Below are 21059 nucleotides of genomic sequence, written 5' to 3'. Positions count from 1 at the left end.
AATAATAAGACTGTGCAGCCGACTTTATGCGGTCCAGGTCTACCCCGACGCCTATAGCACAGTGACCCTATATCAAGGTATCGTTTTCCTGCATTGGTTGGGTTGTCAATCATCAGTACTGCGTACTGTGGTTGGAGCGATTTAATGTTTGTATTCTTCACGTCGACAATCACGATTGGGCGCTGAGTGTAATCACTGCTCATGCGTTTACATCCATGATTGTCATTGTGTTGATATGCTTAAACAATTTGCTCTCAAACTCGTGCTGGATGCTTTGCTTCCATTTTAGTCGGGACTTGTGCTGTAAGTACTGCATTGTGGTTTTTACATTGGCGTGTCCCATGCGTTGCCGAACATATTCCAAGGCGGCCGTAATGCTTTGCTCACCCAGCTGGCGCAGCTGGCTTTCGAGCAGATTCATGCCGAAAGTTGCGCGCAGGTCATGGAATGTGAAATCTTGAAAACTCGGGATCTCCCTTCGAATGCGCGGTAGTAGCATCTCTCTAATGTGTTTACGAAGAGATCCGCCATCCTGGGTTATAGAACTTTGGGTGCGAAAGACAGCTACGTCGTGCTCATTTGTGCGCGCTTTACTTCGTTCAAATATTTCCTGCTTGCTTGTGTAGTAGGGGGCGCCGCTATTACTAAGAAATACATAATTCTCAGCAGAATCACCATAGAATGACCGCGCACGACGCTTTTTTGCCTCTTCGCTGCTGACATAGATTCGAAGATCTTTAACTAGCCAAGCGGGAACAAGAAGAGTCATACGCTTGCCTCGCTTGGTATCAATCTGGGTGCCTGCGCCAATGGGTACTCGCAAGTGGTCGCTACTGTCTAATGCACCATCTAGATGCCTTATTCTAAGAGTGCCGACTGTTTGAATTCTCGCGCCTGTGAATAGGGAAAAATATAGCATTAGTTGGTATTCGCGCGGCGATTTAAGTAATGCGGTTAACATGCTTGATTGTTCTTCAAGACTCAAGGGGCGCAGGTTGCCTCCGTCATTGATATATTCAGCTTGTAGTTGATTTTTAGGATTTTGAATGGCTAGGTTGTGGGAGTTGATTCGCAGGCTTTTTGGGGTGCCGTGGACTGTAGTGACGCTGATGTACTTCTTGATCTCGGTAAATGCAACTTTCTCAATCTGAATGTCATCGACGAGATTCCAATGAACAATCCCTCGATAGAAGTTGATGACGGCATTGATTCGAGCGCTTGCCGTGCTTGAAGACAACTGGCCGCTCGATGAGAAGTCAATCAAGCGTTGACGGTAACGATACGTGACTTTTAGGCGATCATTTGTGGGGAAATAGAGGTAGTCTAAGCTTTCTTCTTCGAGAAAGCGTAAGTAGTCGAGCAGGTGATCGGCAATCCCTCGAAATGTTCTGGGCTCGTAATCAACTTCGCGTTGCAACTTTGTGGTTAAGTATAAGTTGCCAATGTCCCACGGCTCACCGTCACTCTTAATGAGTACGGGAAAGTTTTGAACGTAATTAGGGTCGATCGGATCGAATTCATAGCTAGGGAGCTTTTGAGAGTGCTCCTCTTTTAGAGTTTCGAGGAATTTCAGGCTGAGTAGTCGGAACTCTGGAATAAGAATTCGCCTAGCGGTGGAGTCATAGCGTGCCTGGCCTGTTTGGCTCCTGACCCGATTTCGCATCATTCCGGTCTCTCAAGAATCTCCATTTTGTCCATATGATAGCTGGCGCGGATTGCGCGTCCATTTCAATCAGTACGGATTATCATCGAAGATCATCAGGCAGGGCAGGTGTGCCATCACCCGTGCGACCCGATCGAGGTGGGCGGCGAACGCTTCGATCTGTGGCAATTCCTGCCGGTAGCGCGCCTGGCGCTTGTCGGTCAGGCCCTCGGGCATGTCCAGGCGTACCAGCGCCCAGGGCACGGGGGACCAAACCAGCAGGTACATGGCCATGACTTCGGCGAAGGTCACCAGATGATTGTCGGCGTTGCTGCTGGAGAAGATCGGTTTGCGCTTGCCGCCGAAGAAGCGCTCGCGCAGGGTTTCGTTGCCCTGCTGGGCGGGTAGCAGGTCCGCGCGGTGGTAATAGCTGGCAGGGTGACGATACAGCGCAGCGCTGTCGGCGACCAAAGCACCTTCCAGGGTCTCGCCGAACAGGCCCAGGCGTTCGATCAGCGTGTGGATGGCGCGCAGCATGGGCCCGGCGACATCATCGGCATAGACCTGGTCACCGCTCATCAGCAGCAGCGCCGGGCGTTCCTCGGGTAGCGGGCACTGCTGCAGGAGCCGGTCCGCGCACAGCAAGCCGTCGGCAGCCGGGTAGTGAGGCTTGCGGCAGGAACCATGGAGCAACTGCTCGAGGCGCTCGCGCAGCACGAAGCTTGGGCGTTGGCTGCCGGGGTAGAGCAGGTGAGGAGCCCAGTCGGCGATCCCCTGGCCATCCTCGAGCAACAGGTCATAGGGGATGGCGGCGTTGCGCGGCAGCGGCTGGTCGAAGTGGATATCCAGCAGGTGAACGAAGGCCTGCGTGCCGATGGGGATCACCTCGCAGGTTAGGTTTGCCGTGAGAGATGGCGCATCGAGAACGAACGTGGGGCGAAGCGGCTGCGTTGCGACCAGCCAGATTGCCAGGCGTTGAGGCTCCAGCCGGCGCAGGACGGGGCCTGCAAGGACAAGGGGAAGTGCGGTGTTAGGTGGCATCGATTGGTTTTCAGTCGTGTGTGCCCAGGCGCTTGCGGGCAAGGCAGTTTGAAGGTGCCGCAAATGAAAACGGGCGGAAAATGCTCGGCATCTCCCGCCCGTAGGGCAACCAAAATGTGTATCAGGCTTTTTCAGCCATCAACGCTTCCAGCTTTTCCTGATCACGGGCGAACTGACGGATGCCTTCGGCCAGTTTCTCGGTGCCCATGGCGTCTTCGTTCATCGCCCAGCGGAACTGGCTTTCGCTCAGATGCTGTTTGGCCTCGCCGGCGTTGCCTGGCTTGAGGATTCGCGGTAGTTGGCCTTGGTCATCGCTCAGTTGCTGCAGCAATTCGGGGCTGATGGTCAGGCGGTCGCAGCCGGCCAGTTGCTCGATCTGGCCGATGTTGCGAAAGCTTGCGCCCATCACCACCGTGTCGTAGCCGTTGGCCTTGTAGTAGTTGTAGATCCGCGTCACCGACTGCACGCCTGGGTCTTCGGCGCCGACATACTCCTTGCCGGTGCTTTTCTTGTACCAGTCGTAGATGCGGCCCACGAACGGCGAAATCAGGAACACCCCGGCATCGGCGCAGGCCTGGGCCTGGGCGAAGGAGAACAACAGGGTCAGGTTGGTCTGGATGCCTTCTTTTTCCAGCTTCTCGGCGGCGCGGATACCCTCCCAGGTGGAGGCCAGCTTGATCAGCACGCGATCACGCGGCACGCCAGCCTGCTCGTACAGGCCGATCAGTTGGCGGGCCTTGGCCAGCAGCGCGGGTTCGTCGAACGACAGGCGAGCGTCGACCTCGGTGGAGATACGCCCGGGAATGGCCTTGAGGATGCCCGCGCCCACGGCCACGGCAAACTTGTCGCAGGCCAGGTCCACATTGCCCTTGGCATCGCTCTTGACCTGCTTGAGCAGGTCCGCGTAACCCGGGATCGCCGCGGCCTTGAGCAGCAGCGATGGGTTGGTGGTGGCGTCGACTGGCTTGAGGCGGGTGATGGCGTCCAGGTCCCCGGTGTCGGCGACCACGGTGGTGAACTGCTTGAGTTGTTCCAGCTTGGAGGTCATGGGCGTGCTCTGTCCTGTGCAATGACTCGACATTACCCGAGCCCCGACGGCCACTCAAGGGCCGGCGGGGCAGGTCGGGCGAGGGAATGAAGGTTCGAGTCGAAAGCGCGCCGGGGGTTCCCTCAGCGGCCTTGCAGCAGCTCGGCGGCCTGGTCGAAGATCGCCAGGGGCTCCGGGGCTTTGTGGATGTCCGCCGACAGCAGTTGGCGGAAGCGTCGGGCGCCAGGGAAACCCTGGCCCAGGCCGAGGATATGGCGGGTGATGTGATGCATGGCGCCGCCGCTTTGCAGATGCGCGACGATGTACGGGCGCAGCTTCTCCAGCGCCTCGCTGCGGCTGACCACCGGGGCGGTGCTGCCGAACAGCTGCTGGTCCACTTCGGCCAGCAGGTAGGGGTTGTGGTAGGCCTCGCGGCCCAGCATCACGCCGTCGAAGGTCTGCAGGTGCGCATGGCATTCTTCCAACGTCTTGATACCGCCATTGAGCACCAGCTCCAGATCCGGAAAATCGGCCTTCAGTCGCGCAGCAACGTCATAGCGCAGCGGCGGAATTTCGCGGTTCTCCTTGGGCGACAGGCCTTCGAGGATGGCGATACGCGCATGCACGGTGAAGCTGCGGCAACCCGCGTCACGCACCTGACCCACGAAATCGCACAGTTCGGCGTAGCTGTCACGGCCATTGATGCCGATGCGGTGCTTGACCGTGACCGGAATAGCCACCGCATCGCGCATGGCCTTGACGCAATCGGCCACCAGCGCCGGATGCCCCATCAGGCAGGCACCGATCATGTTGTTCTGCACTCGGTCGCTCGGGCAGCCGACGTTGAGGTTCACCTCATCGTAGCCGGCATCCTCGGCCAGCCGCGCGCACGCCGCCAGCTCCGCCGGCACACTGCCGCCCAGCTGCAAGGCCAGCGGATGCTCTGTGTCGTCATGGCGCAGGAAGCGATGGGCATCGTTGTGCAGCAGCGCACCGGTGGTAACCATTTCGGTGTAGAGCAGGGCGTGCTTGGAGAGCAGACGCAGGAAGAACCGGCAATGGCGATCGGTCCAGTCCATCATCGGTGCAACGCTGAAGCGGCGGGAGGGCTCAGGGCGCATGGTTTCTGGCTTAGAGCCTAATTTTACTGTCATTTCGTTCAACGTGTTTTGTACCGATTTTCGGGGGTTTTGGGGCGTTTTTACCAAGCGCTTGGTACAATGTACCAATCGACCAATGACGTGTACCAATTCAGACATGGCAACCATCAGAACGCGCAAGAAAGCCGATGGCTCCCTTAGCTATCTCGTCCAGATCCGCATCAACCGCGATAAGGTCACAGTTTACCAAGAGAGCCAGACGTTCGCCCGCAAACAGGCAGCGGTGGCCTGGGCGAAGCGACGGGAAACCGAGTTGGCAGAGCCTGGCGCAATCGAGCGAGCGAGTCGGGTAGGGCACACGATCAAGCAGATGATCGACCGCTACCTGGTCGAGGCCGAGAAAGCCCGGCCGCTGGGCGAGACGAAGCGGCGCACGTTGAATGCCATCAAGAACAGCTACCTGGGGGAGAAGCTGGATTCTGATATCAGTCAGCAGCTGCTGGTGGACTATGCCCTTTGGCGGATGAGTCCCGAAGGGGGAGGGATCAAACCCCAGACGGCGGGCAATGACCTAGCGCACCTGGGCTCTGTGTTGTCATTGGCCAGAGCGGCATGGGGGTATGAGATCAATCCGCAGGCGATGCCTGATGCACGGCTTGTCCTGAAGAAGTTCGGCTACAACATGCGGAGCAGGGAGCGAGATCGGCGCCCTACGCTTGATGAACTCGATAAAGTGATGGATCACTTCTTCGAAATGCTGCAGCGGCGCCCCAGCGTAATTCACATGCCAAAGGTGGTTGCGTTTGCGATTTATTCCACGCGGCGGATGGACGAGATAACACGCATCCGTTGGGAGGATCTGGACGAGCATCAGCAGGCTATAAAAGTCCGGGATATGAAAAACCCTGGTCAGAAGCTCGGGAACGATGTGTGGTGTTACTTGCCCGATGAGGCCTGGATTATTGTGCAGAGTATGCCTCGGGAGTGTGCCGAGATCTTCCCATACAATACAGATTCAATCGGTACGGCCTGGTCCAAGGCGTGCAAGATGACCGGCATCGTGGATCTGCACTTTCATGACCTGCGCCATGAGGGGGTAAGCCGGTTGTTTGAAATGGATTGGGACATCCCCAGGGTGTCTAGTGTTTCAGGCCATCGAGACTGGAATTCGCTCCGACGTTACACCCATCTGCGTGGTCGTGGTGATCGGTATAAAGGATGGGGATGGTTAGAGAAAATTATTCAAGCTTCAGTTAGACTCGGCGCCCGAGTTAAATAATTGTATGGTTTTTCTATGGAATTTCCTTGATTTCTCTTTCTCTTGACTAGCCGTTAGCTTTCCAGTAACCGGCAAAATTGAATTTGCCACGGCGGCTAGCTAGCAGCGACTAATGAGCCCATGCCTGGAGTTTCCCCTTGACCGCTGATTTTGATGAAGGTTCTTTCCCGAAGGCGCGTGGATGGCTTCTCGCATTCTCGTCCTCCCTTATTGCTCTATGGTTTTTTGGCGCGGATCTAACATCCGTATCTGTGTTGGGAACAAAAATGGAGTTCACAAGGAATACTGAGCACATCTGGCTCGTAGCCCTTGCAATTAACGCCTATCTGTTGCTGCGATTTTACCAGCATCAACCGGATATTTCGTATTCCGGCTCGGGGGTTTACAAAAGATATTATGAAAACTACATGTTGAGAATAATTATTTGGCTCAGCAAAAAAGACATTGAAAAAGAGGTTTTTGAGCTAGGAAAGAGGGATTTTCCCTCTGTGTTTCAGCATGCCATGGTTAAATGTGTAATTGAAACTTTTGAGTTTAAACGTGTAACTGAACCATCCGAAAAGCGTAGTCGAATCCGAGGCATGAAGGAAATGGTCATCATCTGGGCTCACTGTGCTGCAACCGGAGAAAAAATGGAAAGGTCCGAAGTGACACCAGCTTACCGGGTCGACCGTGTCTGTCCGTACTGGGTAATCTGTCTCTGTGGCTGGCTCTCCAAGCTTAAACTCTGGATCAAAACTTCGTACGCTACAGAACATCTGTTGCCTTACTTATGGAGCGGGTTCGCGGCATTGATCTGCCTTATTCGTTGGATTTCGGCTATTATCCCGTAAAGGCTTGAAAATTTCGAAGTTGCACGGATTGGCGCCGAATCGTGGATGAAAATAAACGTTCCATGATTGCGAGATAGTCTGTGTTAGGAAAAGACTACATATTTGTTGGGTCTACAAAACTATGACGGCTAGAAATCTAATGCAGGCTACGATCAATAAAAACGCTAACGAAGTAGCAGTGGTTGATCTCATTGCGATTTTATGTGTCACCTCTTGCTCTTTTGTAGCGCCAATAGTTGCGATTTTCATTTGGGCAGACAAAAAAGATTGGGCGGCTTGGATTCAGGCGATTGGTAGTGTTGAGGCTATCGTAGCTGCTACTCTTATTGCGGTCGGTACTCATCGAATGAGTATCAAAGCTCAACGTGCTAGGCAGGCCGCAGAACATGTGCGCGTTCTCTCTAACCTAAAAAGTTTGGTTGAGGAAACATACTCGTATCTCGCTTATGTTCGTGAGCATGCTCGGGCAGGGCTTGATAAATGTGATTCGGCGAAGCTATTTCCTCCTACTATCGGTAGTAATAAAAATAAATGGTCTGATTATAGTTGGAAGGCTTCTGACATACGAAGAGGTATGTCGTTATTTGAAAAAAATATTGAGCAGTTGTCAACGGTTGGCTTTGATAGCGTGGGTGATCCTTTCGTTGCGAGAAAACTATTGCTATTTATCTCCTATAGCAGAACCCTTTTTGATGAGATATATGCTGCTTGGGATTTGACGGGTATAGAGCAAAAGGACCAAGACGTGCCTCAAATTTCTGACCCCCTCGACTCATTTAAATATCCGCCGGGGACACCAAATCTGTCACCCACTCAAAAGCGAATTGGATTGTCTCATTCAATAGCGCGAGGTTATATGAATTTTTATTTTAATGAAGATTTACCCGTTCTAATTCGTGCGGTCTATAAAGATCTTATGACTCGGTTGGATGTGGAATGTGATGCGTAGGAACTTCCCCAGAAGTAGATGGGGAGTTTGTGAGCGCCCGCAAGAGGTTTAGCAGCCACCCCGTCTAAGACCAATTGCGCGAAAGCCGCAGATTATCGACGGCCATTGAACAGGGTGGCTGAGTTGGTTAAGTGCACAAACACGGTTAGCTTACGCGACAGAAGCTGGCGTGTTGAGATGCAAGCTGCAGGTTAGCCAGTCCACAACGTTTTGTTCAACTGCGCGCATTCTTGATGTGCAGCGTCCCTTTGCTGATCCAAATAGTGCGCAAGATCGGCAATATGAATGCCTCGGGCGCTTTTCTGGCTTGTCTCAAGTCGGGTGATGGGCAGCTTGATTTGGCCGGCTAGCACTTTGCGCTGAAACATGTCAGGCGTAAGGTGGGTGAAATAATCATTACAAACTTCCTCCAGCGGGATGATCGCTCTCGCGTTGTACTGTGCCATTAGCATGAAAGCTGTATTCATGCGTGTCTCCCCATTGCTCGTTTTGCGGCCACATTGGCCATGTAAGCTGCCCATTTGCCGTTCTCGCGCTTCTGTCGGATCTGGCTACATTTTGTGTGTCGGCGGGTCGATCTGCCTTCGCCGCAAACATCACAGACTGCGGGCAGGTCGAGGCTGTGAGATGCTATGCATGGCCGGATGCGTTCAGTCACGGCGTACCTCGCGATCTGCTATTTCGGCGGTCTGATATCTGCAGAGGACGTTGTTGCGGGCCGACTGAAACAATTGGTCCATGGAAACAGGCCGAAGACGCTGCTCTCCGTTCTCTGCGCCTTCAAGCCGTGTGCGGTACAGCCCAGCCTGGCCGAGCCAGGCTACGGCGCGGTGCTCTTCGTCTGAAACGGGACAGTCGTTGGTTACTGGGCGCTCGCCTTGAGCCCAGCGGTCGCACTTCTGGCAGTAGTGCAAGCCGCCATCGTATGGATCTGCTGTGCGCCAGTGATGCTTGTGTGTGCTCATGGGGCCACCTCAGTGGGTGCGATAGTGGTTGCGGTGCTGCGCAGTTGGGCATGGATCCGCTTGGCGAGTCCGGACAGTCCCTCGGCTTGGATGCCTGCGATTTCTGCTTGTGTCTGTGACTTCAGAGCCTTTAGCGTGCGCTGGCTCAATTGCAGCGTGTCGCTGGCCTTGAGCACCAGCTCATAGTCGGTTCGGGTCACTGCCAGGCCGGTGTAAGACAATATCCGCGCCTCGAGCTCGGCGATGATGCGTTTGAGGTTGACGACGATGTGGTGTTGCTTGCGCTGCTCCGCCTCGCGGTCGACCAGCGATTCGTCCAGGCGGGCACGGACGACCTGCCAGGACTCGTCGGTTGGGCTCAGGAACCCCGCTTGCTGCAGGGCGGCTTCAATCGCCTGCGCCATCTGCTCCGAGCTGGCGTAGGTTCCGGCCTGTTTGGCCAATGTCGCATCCATAGCGGCAACGATGCAGCTAACTGCGGAAGGGTGTGTATACCCCTTGGCAGGCTGCGCGTGCGGGCGATTTTTAGCGATTAGCGTTGCATCAACGGGTGCTGCCTCGCGCAGCTTGTCGTGGGGTATCAGCGCCTCGGCGGGGCTGCTGAGGGGATGAATAATGCCTGCTGCTTCGCAGCAGAGACTCTTTGTTTTCTGCGCGTCGATGCTGGAAACCTCGCGGAGCGAAGCGGGAATGGCATCGCGGATCGCCTGCGTCATATCGTGCCCGCTTCCCTCCGATGCAGAGATCTGCAGCGATACCGAAGTGGGGCGGCTATGTCCTGCGCGAGGCGGGGAATCGAAAAGCAAGCCGGTTGGGTGGTGGGCACGACCTGCTTTTTTGCCCAGGAAATAGGCGTAGGTAAACAGCCCGATGATGAACAGGCAAATGACTAAGAGGGCGACGACCTGTTGGGTGGTCATGGGTCTTACTCCTTGTGGTGTGCGGGCCAGTGGTGGCGGCCCTTGTTGGTCAGGGTGCTACTTGTCTTGCTCGGTGGGGCGGGACTGCTTTTCGTCCGCCAGGTAGGCCCTGCTGTCGATCAGGGCGGCAACATGGCGGATGTGGGCGAACTTCAAGGCCTTCTGGCTGTTATCCAGCGTGGTGACGGGCAAGCAGATCCTTCCGACCTTCAGTTGCTCGGCAAAGGTGTCTTCGTTGAGGTTGCGGAAGTACTGCACGCGCACCTTGTCGAGTGGGATGAGCACGTCGCCAAAGGTGCGGTACAGCAGCTCCACGGTGGTTGCATCAGGTGCGTGCGGAAGGCGCAGCGCGAGTTGGTCGGTAGTGCTCATCAGGCTTCGGGCTCTCCCTGAGCTTGTGGCGTGACGGATGGTTCCAGTTGATTTCGCAATGCTTGCGTACCAGGTCGCGCCATTCTTCTGGGACCTGCAGGAGCGCTTCGTTGCGCTCCGCACGGGTCTTGAGCTGGAGGATCTGGGCCGCGTACTGCCTAGGCCGCATGGCGCTTGTCTTCCGGTGGTGTCGGAAGTTGGAGCGCGAGACGTTCCGCCAGCCAGGGGATCCCGGCCTGCTTCACGCGAGTCGATTCGCTGTACTGCATGCCCGAGGTAGGGTGATACCACTTGCCCTCCTTGGTGCGCACGTACTCGCGGTCACGGGTTGGGTAGCGGGGCAGGTTGCCCTCGGTGAGCAGGTCGTGCTCGCGCATCCGGCTGATCAATTCGGTGCGGCTGATGCCGAAATACTTGGCGGTCTGTGCAAGGGTGCGTTCCATGATCACCTCCTACGCCGCATCGGCGAGCACAGGCTCGGCCGGTGGCAGGTCAGCGGTATCCAGCTTGCCGTTGGCGATGGCCTCGAGGTGTGCCGCGATCTTTCTTGCGCTGCCGAGGTTGTTCGCGGGCACGGTCAGGCTGTTCACCGTGGAACCCATGCGGATCGTCACGGTGAGCTGTTCGAGATAGACCTCGGTCTGCAGGATGGCCTTGGCACGGGCACCGTTCGCCTCGTCGCGGAGGATGTGTGTGAACTGCCCGGACAGATTGGTCTGCGCCTTGAGGCAGGCAAAGGAGTTTTGGCTGAGTGCATAGCTCATGCTGCGTGCCCCCCGGTGCTGGGAGAGACCTGGCGGAATGCAGAAACAGATGGTGCTCGTTTGGTGGCGACAAACGCGCAGCCATGTTTTAGAGCTAAACGGCGGATCTTGAAGATGAGATCGGTGGTAGCTGCGGCCGGATGGATGTGCAGTGATGCTGTGGTGTGCATGGTGTTGCCTCACTCTGTGGTGGAAGAGTGAGGCAAATATCACGTAACGTGCTTTTGTTTGTCAACACGTAACGTTTTATTTTTTGGCGTTGTGCATGAACCGTGATGATTTGAGGATGCCGCCTACCAAGTGAATGTGTTCAATGTCTTCTTCGTCTACATGGATCGGGGCATGGTCGGCGTTGACGCTATCGAAGCGATACATGCCATCCCTTAAGTAAATGTATTCCTTGATCATGGTCCGGCCGTTGGTTGTTCTTACTAAAACCTCGTCGCCCGTGTAAAAGCGCTTGCTAGGCTCTACAAGCACATATTCACCATTCTTGATCCTTGGATGCATGCTGTCGCCGGTCACCTTCAAGCCATATGCGTTAGGGTCGTCGCTATGGATGTTTAGATAACCATCCCCATGACCAGGGGGGAAATCTAAGGCTTCGAAGTATCCATCGACCCCTAGTTGTGCATAGCCTACTACCGGCACCGCGCCCTCCAAGGCTCGTCGCGCAAAAGTCACGTTGACGCTTGCCGGTGTATCGGCGAGGTCAGAATCCAGCACTAGCTCACCTAGGGTTATGCCCAGAGCGGTCGCTATTTTCTCTAGGTCTGCCAAATTGGGCTCTCGTATGCCCCGCTCGTAGTTGCCGATCCGGGATTGAGATTCCCAGCCGCAGGCGTTGGCAAGAGCCTGTTGGTTCAGGCCCTTTGCCTTGCGGAAATGCTTAATGCGCTGTGAGAGTGTCTTCATTCCTGATTTTTAACACGATATGAAATATTTCTTTTGCACTTTACGTGTTGATAAATCCACGAATCGTGATATCTTTTAGCGAGTCAAACGGAGTCATCGTTATGAATCGCATTGCTGAATTGAGAAAAAGCGCAGGCATCAAGCAAAGAGACCTGGTTGCTCGGTTGGGATGGACCCAGGCCCGATTGAGCAACTATGAGTCAGGGCTGCGCATGCCAGGCTTGAGCGAGTGCCGCGCTATCACTGCGGCCCTGAATGACCTGGGCGCGGAATGTGGGCTTGATGATGTTTTCCCGCCCGAGTTGGATGAGTGGCGAGCGGCCTAGGCCGCCCATAAAGAAAAAAGGCGACCGAAAGGTCGCCCAGTTTCCCCCAGTGGTACCACCACAGTGCTACTGGGCCGTGTTTAAGGTAAGCGGGCACACCACATGCAACCGAGTCCCTTGAACACGTACTCCGGGCACGGAGCCTGGAGGCCGCCATCTCCACCACAGATCAGGCGGCAATTTTGCCAGGGGTAGTCGACGGATCGACACCCCGGCTTGGTGCCGGTATCCCTTTGAAGGTTTAACCGGCGTATGGCCTACTCAAGCCACGCGGCAAATGTATCACCACGACACGCCGCTGGCACTGGCAACCTAAAAGGATTAATGCCATGAGCCGAACCGCAATGAGCTGCCTCGAGCGCGCCAAGCGCGAAGTGCTGCCGCTCGAACTCGCGCTTTACCACGCTGTACGTGACTACCCAGGCGGTGCTGCCGCCATCGCCGCCACCACTGGTCGCAACGCCACCACCCTCCAGCACAAGCTGTCTCCCACCCATCCGACCCACATCGTCAACGTCCAAGAGTTCGGCGAGATCCTCGAGCTGACCAAGGATCCGCGCATCCTCGATTCCGTGCACGCTCTCGTCGGCGACACCATCTGGCAGGAACTCTCGGGCGCCTACAGCCATGACGTGCCTGAAACCCTGACCATGGGCCTTGCGGAGTTCTTCCGCCAGGTCGCCAACCTGTCTGAAACCTGGGCGCGCAGCATCGGCGACGGCAAGGTCGACGATCAGGAGCTCGCTGAGATTCAGCAGCAAGTCTTCCGGGGCATCCAGGGCTTGCTCGGCATGTATCGCCGCGCCGAATACGTCAACCAGACCACTCGGGGGGCGCGTCGTGGCTGATATCGCGGATATGGCAAATGACGTTGTACAGCAGCGCTTGGAGGAGGCGCTGGCCGCTCGGACTGGAGTGCCCGTGCGCGAATCCCGCATGGACTGCATCGATTGTGACGACCCGATCCCAGAGTCGCGCCGGGTAGCGGCCCGTGGCTGTGTGCGTTGCGGGGCCTGCCAGACCGTCCATGAGGATCGGAGGGCGCAGTATGCTCGATAAGGTACTCGACCAGCTGCACGACTACGGCCTGCAGCCTGATCAGCCCCTGATCTTCGGCAAGCTGACCCGCTGCCGCACCCAGGATGACAAGGGCAAGGAAAAGAACGGCTGGTATGTCCTGCATGAGCATTTGACCGAGAAGGGGCAAACCCTGATCTTCGGCAGCTTCGGTGACTGGCGTCTCGGCGAAACGCAGAAGGTCAAGACCGACGGTCGCGGGCTGACCCCGGACGAGCGTGAAGTGATGCGCGCCCGGCAGGCCGAAGCCAAGCGGAGGGCGGCGGAGATCGCCGCCAACGCGGCGCGCCGTGCTGCCAAGCGTGCGGAGGCGTTGTTCAGGCGCATGCCCGAAAAAGGGCGTAGCGCTTACCTTGATCGCAAGCAAGTGGTCGGCTTCGGCGTTCGCTATGCACCGGAGTCGGGCGCGGTGCTCGTTCCGATGCAGAATGCCCAGAACGCTATCGTCGGCTTGCAGGTGATTTACCCAGAGCCCCAGGCGGACACCGGGCGCGACAAGTCCTACTGGCCGCATGGCATGGCGAAGGAGGGGGCGTTCCACATGATCGGTGGCCACCCTGAGCCTGGCGAGCCGGTGCTGGTGTGTGAGGGCTACGCCACCGGCGCTAGCCTGCACATGGCGACCTCCCAGGCGGTGGCCATCGCCTTCGACGCGGGCAACCTGATGGCGGTCGCCAAGCACATGCGCGAGCGCTTCCCGGGTCGGTCCATCATCATCTGCCGCGACGACGACTGGAAGACCAAGCGGCCTACTGGTGAGCCCTGGAACCCCGGCGAGGAAAAGGCCAACAACGCGGCGGTAGTGGTCGGCGGTCAAGTGGTAGGTCCCATCTTCTCGGGCGACCGCGAGGTCAAGTGGACCGATTTCAACGACCTGCACTGTGCCGAAGGCCTCGAAGCGGTGCGTCGGCAGGTCACGGCGGTGATCAAACCACCGGCCACTGGGGGCTGGAAAGACATGCTGGCCAGGACCGAGAGCGGTGCCCTGATCGCCCACATGCAGAACGTCGAGCTGATCCTGGCGAACGATGAGCGGTGGAGCGGGGTGATCGGCTATAACGCCTTCAGCTCGAAGATCATGCGCCTCCGTGCGGCGCCCTATGGCGGCGTGCCGGGAGAGTGGAGCGACATCGACGACATGCGCGTGATGAAGTGGCTGGCCCAGCAGGGCCTGCGCGTGAAAGCTTCCCACGTCGTCGAAGCGGTCAGCGTCGTTGCGCATGACAACGCCTTCCATCCGGTCTGCACCTACCTGGCCAAGCTCGAATGGGATCGTGTGCCGCGCCTGGAGCGCTGGCTCCATGAGATCTTCGGCGTTCCCCGGAATGAATACAGCGCCAAGGTTGGCAAGCGCTGGATGATCTCGGCGGTGGCCCGTGTGATGAAGCCCGGCTGCAAGGCGGATGCGGTGATGATTCTCGAGGGAGCGCAGGGCGCGGGTAAGTCCACCGCGCTGGGCATCCTTGGTGGCGAATGGTTCATGGACACGCCGTTTACCTTGGGCGACAAGGACGCATTCCAGGCGATCCGGGGCAAATGGATCGTCGAGCTGGGTGAGCTGGACAGCTTCAACAAGGCGGAGAGCACCAAGGCCAAGCAGTTCTTCTCAGCTTCCATCGATACCTACCGCGAAAGCTATGGGCGAAGAACGAGCGATGTGCCACGCCAGTGTGTTTTCGCGGGCACCACCAACCAAGACGAATACCTCAAGGACGCCACCGGTAACCGGCGTTATTGGCCGGTCGCCTGCGTCAAGGTCGATCTGGAGGCGTTGCGCCGAGTCCGTGACCAGCTGTGGGCCGAGGCCATGTTCTGCTATCAGGCCGGTGACATCTGGTGGGTCACCCGTGAGGAAGAGGAACTGTTCACCAAGGAGCAGGAGGAGCGCTTCGTGGTGGATGAATGGGAAGGGCCGATCCTTGACTGGCTGGAGAAATCGCAGGTCGGTGAGACGGTTACCGGCAGTGAGGTGCTGGGCCAGGCGCTCAACCTGGATCCTGGCCACTGGGGCAAGCCCGAGCAGATGCGTGTGGGGTCGATCATGCACCGCCTGGGTTGGCGGCGTCGGCGGCTCGCCGCGCTGCCGAAGAGCGGCAAGCGCCCCTGGGCATACCAGAAGCCCGAGGGCTGGGGGCGCACCAGCGCCCTGGAGCAGCAGTCCCCAGTGCCGAAGGAGGACTGCTTTTGATCAAGCATATCGATGAGATGCTGAAGCTGTGGGCGCAAGAGCTGCACACGCCATGCGAGCGCTTCGGCGGTTCGGGTGGTGGTAGCATGCTTGGGCTTCTCATGGACTGTCAGGGCGACCTGATCCGAGGCACCAGAGGAAGCCGGGTGCTGCTTGATGAGTCTGCCGACATCGAGATCATCGTGAACAAGCACCTGGAGCCCCAGTTGTACGTCATTGTCCGTGAACACTACTGCAACCATGACAGCCTGCTCGAGCAGAAAATGGCGTATTGCAGGTGCAGCAGAAAGACGTACTATGAGCGCCTGCACCAGGCCCATGTGGCTATTCAAGGGCTGTTGAAGGGGAAGAAGGCTGCATGATCCGCCACCTTTGGTCCTACCGTCCCGCTGTGGTCCTGCCGCATTTTTTGCAGGTCAGCCCAGCTCCAGCCCGCGCAGTTCGCGGGCTGTCCCACCGTCCCGCCACCTACACGAAGGCGCGCACGTAGGGCGCATGCAGCGCGTTACGCGCGCATTGCGCGCAGCGTGCTTTTAATCTCTCTCTTTACACGGGAAAGGGTTAAAAATAGTTAGACAGTGGGACAGCCCTTGATTTTCAAGGGCTCCATAAGTCCCACCGTCACCGCCCCCTTTGAGACCTTTGGGGCAGCGCCAAAGTGAAGCTAAGCCGTGGTGGTGTATTCCCCCGACATTTGCCAGACATTCCCCAGGCGTTTACCCCTTATTGCGGGGTGGCATTAAAACTTGCTTGCTGCCAGGAAACTGGACCTGTAAAAAGTACCCATCTTCGAGACGTGCGGGCGCACAAAGCAGCCCGCCAAACACTGAAAACCCCGGCCCTGGCGCCGGGGTTTTTGCATTTGGGGGATTCGATGAACAGCGAACAACAAGCGTTGGCCGAAGCACCGATTTGGTTGGTGGTCGTGCTGGCACTGGTCGGCGGCGTGTCCGGCGAGATGTGGCGTGCCGACAAGGCGGGGGCACGGGGCTGGCCTTTGCTGCGCCGAATTGCCCTGCGGTCAGGGGCCTGCGTGGTGTGTGGCTTGTCCACGATCATGTTGTTCTACTCGGCGGGCATGTCGATCTGGACGGCGGGCGGGATTGGTTGCCTGACCGCGATGGCGGGTGCCGATGTCGCCATCGGCTTGTACGAGCGCTGGGCCGCCAAGCGCCTGGGCGTCTGCGAGATGCCGCCGCGCAGTGGCGAGCCGGGTCAGTGACCGGCAGGGGGTGGGGGTGGGGTGCTGCGGATTTTATGGGTCCTCCCCCTGGCCCGCCCCCTACACGGGTGCTGGAACTCGCGATTTCTCTGCAGCTGAAAAAAGTGCAGGGATGTCCGTCTTTTCAAGGGCTTAGGAATGGGAAGGACCGTTAGCAAAGCCGAGCTGGGTGAGATAGTTGGCCGTGATGAGCGCACTCTCAGTCGCTGGCAGAAGAGTGGAATGCCGGTGATTGAGTTCGGCGTGGGGCGTGGCAACGAAAACCAGTACGACACCCAGGCGGTGATCGAATGGCTGATGCAGCAGGCCGCGTTGAACGGCAAAAAGGAATCTGCCCGCGACAGATACGACCGATTGCGGGGCGATGATCTTGAGGTGGAGCTGGCGAAAAAGCTCGGGCAAGTGGTGTTGGAAGCGGAAATGGTCGAGCGCTTCGAGGGCGTGATCACCGCTGCCAAGATCGAGCTGCTGAACACCTTCCCCGATGAACTCGCCGCGACACTGTCCGCGCAGTACGGCGTGGAGGTCGACGATCAACTGATCCGCGAGCCCATCGAGGCGATACTGAGGAGATTGTCCGCGTATGACGAGGACGACGATGATCCCGAGTGGGATGTTGACGAGTCGGACGACGAAGAGAGCTTTGCGGGCGACGGCGATTAAGGGTATCCGGCGGGCGTGCCGAAAGTGGGCGCCTGCACCGCGCATGACCATCATCGAATGGGCCGACCGGTATCGTTACTTATCGACGGAGGAGGCGGGTAAGCCGGGCAAGTACCGGTTCGATGTGACGCCACACCTGATATGGCCAGGTGGCCCGTTGGAAGCGTTGGATGATCCGAACGTTTTCGAGATCGTCGGTCGCAAGTCTGCCCAGGTGGCGTGGACGTCGGGCGTGATGGGCAACGCGCTTGGCAAGTGGATCGACCTTGATCCTTCGCCCATCCTGATCCTGTTCCCCAAGGCTGAAGCGGCCAAGCAGTATGTGGCCGAAAAGCTGGAGCCGATGATTACTGCGACCAAGCGCCTGCGTAAGAAAATCGACCTGCGTAGTCGCAAGAAGCAGCAGCGTCAGGACTTCAAGCGCTTTCCTGGCGGATTCCTCAAGATGGTCGGCTCGAACAGCCCGGCCAGCGTGAAGTCGACGCCGGTACCACGCGTCGCCATCGAAGAGCCAGACGACTGCAACCTGAACCTGCGGGGGCAGGGGGACAGTATCAAGCTGGCCAAGGAGCGTCTGAAGACGTTTCGCCGGTCCAAGATCATCATCGGCGGTACACCCACCATCAAAGGGCTGTCGGCCATTGATGCCGAGCTGGAGCTGTCGGATAAGCGTGTGGGCCTGGTTCCCTGCCACGGCTGTGGGCAATTACATCCGCTGAGCTTCGACCATCTGCACTGCGACGAGGATCCCGCCTACTTCCATGAGGTGTACGGCAAGCGGCGCCCGGAAACAGCGTTTTACGCCTGCCCACACTGCGGCGAGATGTGGGACGACCACCAGAAGAACGCCAACCTGGCCGACCCCCGCTGTCGTTGGGAGGCTACAGCGGAGTTCCGTGGGATTGCTGGTTACATCCTCAACGAGTTGTACGCCACGTTCCATGGCTCTCGCTTTGAAGTGTTGATGGAAAAGAAGCTGCAGGCTGAGCACGCTGCGCGGCAGGGCAACATCGGCCCGATGATCGCCTTCACCAACAGCTCGATGGGCGAGAGCTATGAGTACAAGAGCGACGCACCCAAGACGGACGAACTTGAAAAACGTGCCGAGCCGTATGCCGAGCTCACTGCTCCCAAGGGCGTGCTGCTGGTGACGGTCGGCGTTGACGTCCAAGGTGACCGCCTCGCGCTGATCATGGTCGGTTGGGGGCGGGGCGAGGAGTCATGGCGCCTGTACTGGGGCGAGTTGCCCGGTAACCCCATTGATCCGCATGACCCTGTGTGGACCGAGCTCGACAGGATCATCTCCACACCGATCCCGACCGAGAGCGGTGCCATGGTCGGGGTGTCGGCGGTCAGCATCGACAGCTCGGACGGCAACACCAGCGATGCGGTGTACACCTACGTGCGTGATCGCCAACGCTTCAACATCATGGCGATCAAGGGCGCGTCCATTGACAGCCGGGACCGGGAGATCTTCACCAAGCCAGCCCAGTCGGCCGACACCACGCAGGACAATACTAAGGCTGCGAAGTATGGCCTGCGGGTATTCATCGTTGGTACCCACAAGGCCAAGACGCTGATCGATGGCCGAATGAAGCTCAAGGGTTCGGGGCCGGGTCGCATGCACTGGTACAGCGAGATCCGGGCTGACTACTACGAGCAGGTGACCAACGAAGTGCTGGCGCCGCACCCGCGCACCCCCAGCAAGATGGTCTGGCAGAAGAAGGCGGGCCGTCGCAATGAGGCGCTGGACTGTGAGGTGTACGCCTTGCACGCCGCTCGTAGCCTCAAGACGCACCTGCTGCGCGATCACGAATGGGACCAGCTCGAGCAGCAACTGCTCCAGCCCACCCTTTTCACTACTGAGCAGGCGGTGGCGCCGATACCTCGCCGCGTCGTTTCTCGCGGCCGCGGTACTCGGAGCCGCGTCGGCTAACTGAGGTTCACCATGACAGAAGCACAACAACGCCTCGCGGAGGTCCGGGCGGCGATTTCGGCCGTCCTGAAGAATGGCCAACGCCTGCGCCGGACAGATCGTGAGCTGCAGCTGGCCGAGCTGAACAGCCTTCGCCTGCTGGAGCGGCAGTACGTCGCCGATGTCGCCGCCGAACAGGCTGCGCTGAAAGGGCGTGGTCGCAACCGCATTTCCTATGCGGGGATTTGAGCATGTGGCCCTTCGGTAAACGAGAGTCGGCTGCCGAGCAGCTGATGGCTGAAGCAATCCGCGTTGCCAGGGCTGCTGCGGATGATCGACCGATTGTCGCCCAAGGCGGTGGCGGTGGGGTTGAGACCCGTTGGCGCGGTGCGTCGCGGGTTCTGCGCAGCATGGCCAGCTGGATCCCAGGCCTGGGTAGCCCTCGGCGCGACTTAAACCAGGGTGAGCGTCGCATGCTGGTGGCGCGCTCCCGTGATGCTATGCGTAACCACCTGATCGCTCGAGCGGCGATCTTGCGGATGCGGACCAACGTTGTGGGCACGGGCCTGGTTTGTCGGGCTCAGGTCGACCATGAGGCGCTGGGCCTTTCCGAGGAACAGGCCGAGCAGCTCAATGCGCAATTGGATCGGCTGTGGTCGCTGTATGCCGACGACCCCAATGAATGTGATGCCGAAGCAACGCTCAACCATTACCAGCTGCAAGCGTTGGTGCTGGTCTCGTCGTTGGTGGCGGGGGACGTGTTCGTGGCCAGCCCGGATCAGGAGCGTCCTGGCTGCATCTTCAGCACCCGGCTGCAGCTGATCGAGTCCGACCGTGTCGGTAATCCAAGCGGCGGTCTGGATCGTGCCGACCTGATCGAAGGCGTCGAGTTCGACGGCCTGGGTGCGCCAGTGGCCTATCACGTCTGCGCGGGATATCCCGGCGAGCATCTGCAAGGCAAGGCACTGAACTGGGAGCGGCTGCCCGTTTTCGGGGCTGTGACCGGGCGACGGCGTGTATTGCACGTCATGGCCGACAAGGAGCGACCAGGCCAGAAGCGCGGTGCACCGTACCTCTCACCGGTACTCGAACCATTGCAGAAGCTGGAGCGCTACAGCAGCGCCGAACTGATGGCGGCCGTGATTTCGGCCATGTTCACGGTGTTCATCAAGAAGGGCAGCGACTTCAACCAGGGCAGCCTGCCCATGTCGGCGCTGGTCAATGAGACACCCGATGGTGACGATACCTCGGACGGCGGGATATCACTGGGCGAGGGGGCGATTGTAGACCTCGCACCTGGTGAGGAGCCGATGGTGGCCAACCCCGGTCGGCCCAATGCCCAGTTCGATCCGTTCTTCACCGCCGTCGTGAAGGAGATCGGCGCGGCGCTGGAGCTGCCGCTGGATGAGCTGTTGTTGCACTACAGCAGCAGTTACAGCGCCGCTCGTGCGGCCATGCTCCAGGCCTGGCGCGTCTACAGCCTCCGTCGTTGGTGGCTGGCGTGCGACTTCTGCCAGCCCAGCCGGGAACTGGTGATCGATGAGGCGGTGGCCCGCGGGTTGATCAACCTGCCTGGATACAGCGACCCCTCCAAGCGAAAGGCCTACTGCCAGGCCATCTGGATTGGCCCTGCCCGTGGCGCGATTGATGAGCTGAAGGAGGCCAACGCGGCTGGTAAGCGCATCGAGATTGGCGTCAGCAACGAAACCCTGGAGACGGCCGCCATGACCGGTGAGCCCTGGCAACAGGTGATTCGTCAGCGCACCCGCGAAGTCGAGTTCCGACGGCAGCACAACATGCAGCCGCTGCCCAAAGGTGGCCTCGAAAACCCACCTGAACCCAACCCCAAAGAGGAATAACC

At 58.4% G+C, this 21059-nt stretch carries 23 protein-coding genes and 1 pseudogene; 13 read left to right on the top strand and 11 right to left on the bottom strand.

The annotated features are described in order from the left end of the window. Positions 1–199: 199 nt before the first annotated feature. The 4 genes and pseudogenes from AB1N67_RS16660 to dusA form a co-directional block, all read right to left on the bottom strand. A complete protein-coding gene (locus AB1N67_RS16660; RefSeq protein ID WP_367863273.1) occupies positions 200–1666 on the bottom strand; it encodes a tyrosine-type recombinase/integrase in 1467 nt (488 codons plus the stop codon). A 75-nt stretch (positions 1667–1741) separates the two neighbouring features. Further along, a pseudogene (locus AB1N67_RS16655) lies at positions 1742–2683 on the bottom strand (alkaline phosphatase family protein); the annotation flags it as partial. Positions 2684–2804: 121 nt separating this feature from the next. Continuing rightward, complete coding sequence (gene tal / locus AB1N67_RS16650; RefSeq protein WP_090343898.1) at positions 2805–3731, bottom strand: transaldolase; 927 nt, start codon at positions 3729–3731, stop codon at positions 2805–2807. A gap of 122 nt (positions 3732–3853) precedes the next feature. Further along, positions 3854–4831 (bottom strand): tRNA dihydrouridine(20/20a) synthase DusA, encoded by a 978-nt coding sequence (gene dusA / locus AB1N67_RS16645; protein WP_167358071.1) that lies wholly within the window; start codon positions 4829–4831, stop codon positions 3854–3856. A gap of 136 nt (positions 4832–4967) precedes the next feature. Here dusA and AB1N67_RS16640 point away from each other — a divergent pair, with 136 nt between their 5' ends. The 3 genes from AB1N67_RS16640 (at position 4968) to AB1N67_RS16630 (ending at position 7871) form a co-directional block, all read left to right on the top strand. After that, a complete protein-coding gene (locus tag AB1N67_RS16640) occupies positions 4968–6089 on the top strand; it encodes a tyrosine-type recombinase/integrase (RefSeq protein ID WP_367863272.1) in 1122 nt (373 codons plus the stop codon). 137 nt (positions 6090–6226) lie between these two features. Then, entirely contained in the window at positions 6227–6922 is a 696-nt protein-coding gene (locus tag AB1N67_RS16635) for a hypothetical protein (RefSeq protein ID WP_367863271.1), read from the top strand. Positions 6923–7100: 178 nt separating this feature from the next. Then, a complete protein-coding gene (locus AB1N67_RS16630; RefSeq protein ID WP_367863270.1) occupies positions 7101–7871 on the top strand; it encodes a hypothetical protein in 771 nt (256 codons plus the stop codon). Positions 7872–8062: 191 nt separating this feature from the next. On the opposite strand, the gene AB1N67_RS16625 is transcribed toward AB1N67_RS16630, so the two are convergent. The 7 genes from AB1N67_RS16625 to AB1N67_RS16595 form a co-directional block, all read right to left on the bottom strand. Further along, positions 8063–8338: a pyocin activator PrtN family protein gene (locus tag AB1N67_RS16625; RefSeq protein ID WP_367863269.1), complete on the bottom strand. Its 276-nt coding sequence runs from the start codon at positions 8336–8338 to the stop codon at positions 8063–8065. Continuing rightward, a complete protein-coding gene (locus AB1N67_RS16620) occupies positions 8335–8529 on the bottom strand; it encodes a hypothetical protein (RefSeq protein ID WP_367863268.1) in 195 nt (64 codons plus the stop codon). Before AB1N67_RS16620 ends, AB1N67_RS16625 begins: the two co-directional genes overlap by 4 nt. 303 nt (positions 8530–8832) lie before the next feature. Next, on the bottom strand, positions 8833–9756 hold the full coding sequence (locus tag AB1N67_RS16615; protein ID WP_367863267.1) for a hypothetical protein: 924 nt from the start codon (positions 9754–9756) through the stop codon (positions 8833–8835). A gap of 57 nt (positions 9757–9813) precedes the next feature. Next, complete coding sequence (locus AB1N67_RS16610) at positions 9814–10128, bottom strand: pyocin activator PrtN family protein (protein ID WP_102081911.1); 315 nt, start codon at positions 10126–10128, stop codon at positions 9814–9816. Positions 10129–10286: 158 nt separating this feature from the next. Next, the gene (locus AB1N67_RS16605; protein ID WP_367863266.1) at positions 10287–10571 is read right to left on the bottom strand and encodes a phage antirepressor KilAC domain-containing protein; all 285 of its coding nucleotides are present in this window, start codon (positions 10569–10571) and stop codon (positions 10287–10289) included. A 9-nt stretch (positions 10572–10580) separates the two neighbouring features. Then, positions 10581–10892, bottom strand: a complete 312-nt coding sequence (locus AB1N67_RS16600; protein ID WP_367863265.1) for a hypothetical protein — start codon at positions 10890–10892, stop codon at positions 10581–10583. 246 nt (positions 10893–11138) lie between these two features. Then, positions 11139–11807 (bottom strand): XRE family transcriptional regulator, encoded by a 669-nt coding sequence (locus AB1N67_RS16595; RefSeq protein ID WP_367863264.1) that lies wholly within the window; start codon positions 11805–11807, stop codon positions 11139–11141. A gap of 101 nt (positions 11808–11908) precedes the next feature. On the opposite strand from AB1N67_RS16595, the gene AB1N67_RS16590 reads away from it, so the two are divergent. From AB1N67_RS16590 to AB1N67_RS16545, 10 genes are all read left to right on the top strand, one after another. Then, entirely contained in the window at positions 11909–12133 is a 225-nt protein-coding gene (locus tag AB1N67_RS16590) for a helix-turn-helix domain-containing protein (protein WP_367863263.1), read from the top strand. 329 nt (positions 12134–12462) lie between these two features. Next, positions 12463–12981, top strand: a complete 519-nt coding sequence (locus AB1N67_RS16585; RefSeq protein WP_367863262.1) for a phage regulatory CII family protein — start codon at positions 12463–12465, stop codon at positions 12979–12981. Continuing rightward, the gene (locus AB1N67_RS16580) at positions 12974–13192 is read left to right on the top strand and encodes a TraR/DksA C4-type zinc finger protein (RefSeq protein WP_367863261.1); all 219 of its coding nucleotides are present in this window, start codon (positions 12974–12976) and stop codon (positions 13190–13192) included. Before AB1N67_RS16585 ends, AB1N67_RS16580 begins: the two co-directional genes overlap by 8 nt. Beyond that, a complete protein-coding gene (locus AB1N67_RS16575; RefSeq protein WP_367863260.1) occupies positions 13182–15398 on the top strand; it encodes a VapE domain-containing protein in 2217 nt (738 codons plus the stop codon). The genes AB1N67_RS16580 and AB1N67_RS16575 overlap by 11 nt, the downstream gene beginning before the upstream one ends. Beyond that, positions 15395–15760, top strand: a complete 366-nt coding sequence (locus tag AB1N67_RS16570) for a hypothetical protein (RefSeq protein ID WP_102081903.1) — start codon at positions 15395–15397, stop codon at positions 15758–15760. The genes AB1N67_RS16575 and AB1N67_RS16570 overlap by 4 nt, the downstream gene beginning before the upstream one ends. 512 nt (positions 15761–16272) lie before the next feature. Then, positions 16273–16620: a phage holin family protein gene (locus tag AB1N67_RS16565; protein WP_367863259.1), complete on the top strand. Its 348-nt coding sequence runs from the start codon at positions 16273–16275 to the stop codon at positions 16618–16620. Positions 16621–16758: 138 nt separating this feature from the next. Then, the gene (locus tag AB1N67_RS16560) at positions 16759–17283 is read left to right on the top strand and encodes a terminase small subunit (protein WP_367863258.1); all 525 of its coding nucleotides are present in this window, start codon (positions 16759–16761) and stop codon (positions 17281–17283) included. Between the two features lie 43 nt (positions 17284–17326). After that, the gene (locus AB1N67_RS16555; protein WP_367863257.1) at positions 17327–19219 is read left to right on the top strand and encodes a phage terminase large subunit family protein; all 1893 of its coding nucleotides are present in this window, start codon (positions 17327–17329) and stop codon (positions 19217–19219) included. A gap of 12 nt (positions 19220–19231) precedes the next feature. Next, a complete protein-coding gene (locus AB1N67_RS16550) occupies positions 19232–19447 on the top strand; it encodes a hypothetical protein (RefSeq protein ID WP_256815660.1) in 216 nt (71 codons plus the stop codon). Between the two features lie 2 nt (positions 19448–19449). Further along, positions 19450–21057, top strand: coding sequence for a phage portal protein (locus tag AB1N67_RS16545; RefSeq protein ID WP_367863256.1), 1608 nt, complete (start codon positions 19450–19452; stop codon positions 21055–21057). The last annotated feature ends 2 nt before the right edge of the window (positions 21058–21059 follow it).

The sequence above is a fragment of the Pseudomonas guariconensis genome, assembly GCF_040822035.1.
Taxonomy (GTDB): domain Bacteria; phylum Pseudomonadota; class Gammaproteobacteria; order Pseudomonadales; family Pseudomonadaceae; genus Aquipseudomonas; species Aquipseudomonas guariconensis.
This window is presented reverse-complemented; position numbering and strand designations above follow the sequence as displayed.

Coding starts and splice junctions, on each gene's coding strand:
- AB1N67_RS16615 (WP_367863267.1), bottom strand. CDS start 9,756: ATGACCACCCAACAGGTCGTCGCCCTCTTAGTCATTTGCCTGTTCATC.
- AB1N67_RS16585 (WP_367863262.1), top strand. CDS start 12,463: ATGAGCCGAACCGCAATGAGCTGCCTCGAGCGCGCCAAGCGCGAAGTG.
- AB1N67_RS16560 (WP_367863258.1), top strand. CDS start 16,759: ATGGGAAGGACCGTTAGCAAAGCCGAGCTGGGTGAGATAGTTGGCCGT.
- AB1N67_RS16555 (WP_367863257.1), top strand. CDS start 17,327: ATGACCATCATCGAATGGGCCGACCGGTATCGTTACTTATCGACGGAG.
- AB1N67_RS16605 (WP_367863266.1), bottom strand. CDS start 10,571: ATGGAACGCACCCTTGCACAGACCGCCAAGTATTTCGGCATCAGCCGC.
- AB1N67_RS16610 (WP_102081911.1), bottom strand. CDS start 10,128: ATGAGCACTACCGACCAACTCGCGCTGCGCCTTCCGCACGCACCTGAT.
- tal (WP_090343898.1), bottom strand. CDS start 3,731: ATGACCTCCAAGCTGGAACAACTCAAGCAGTTCACCACCGTGGTCGCC.
- AB1N67_RS16545 (WP_367863256.1), top strand. CDS start 19,450: ATGTGGCCCTTCGGTAAACGAGAGTCGGCTGCCGAGCAGCTGATGGCT.
- dusA (WP_167358071.1), bottom strand. CDS start 4,831: ATGCGCCCTGAGCCCTCCCGCCGCTTCAGCGTTGCACCGATGATGGAC.
- AB1N67_RS16660 (WP_367863273.1), bottom strand. CDS start 1,666: ATGATGCGAAATCGGGTCAGGAGCCAAACAGGCCAGGCACGCTATGAC.
- AB1N67_RS16625 (WP_367863269.1), bottom strand. CDS start 8,338: ATGAATACAGCTTTCATGCTAATGGCACAGTACAACGCGAGAGCGATC.
- AB1N67_RS16565 (WP_367863259.1), top strand. CDS start 16,273: ATGAACAGCGAACAACAAGCGTTGGCCGAAGCACCGATTTGGTTGGTG.
- AB1N67_RS16590 (WP_367863263.1), top strand. CDS start 11,909: ATGAATCGCATTGCTGAATTGAGAAAAAGCGCAGGCATCAAGCAAAGA.
- AB1N67_RS16640 (WP_367863272.1), top strand. CDS start 4,968: ATGGCAACCATCAGAACGCGCAAGAAAGCCGATGGCTCCCTTAGCTAT.
- AB1N67_RS16600 (WP_367863265.1), bottom strand. CDS start 10,892: ATGAGCTATGCACTCAGCCAAAACTCCTTTGCCTGCCTCAAGGCGCAG.
- AB1N67_RS16550 (WP_256815660.1), top strand. CDS start 19,232: ATGACAGAAGCACAACAACGCCTCGCGGAGGTCCGGGCGGCGATTTCG.
- AB1N67_RS16595 (WP_367863264.1), bottom strand. CDS start 11,807: ATGAAGACACTCTCACAGCGCATTAAGCATTTCCGCAAGGCAAAGGGC.
- AB1N67_RS16575 (WP_367863260.1), top strand. CDS start 13,182: ATGCTCGATAAGGTACTCGACCAGCTGCACGACTACGGCCTGCAGCCT.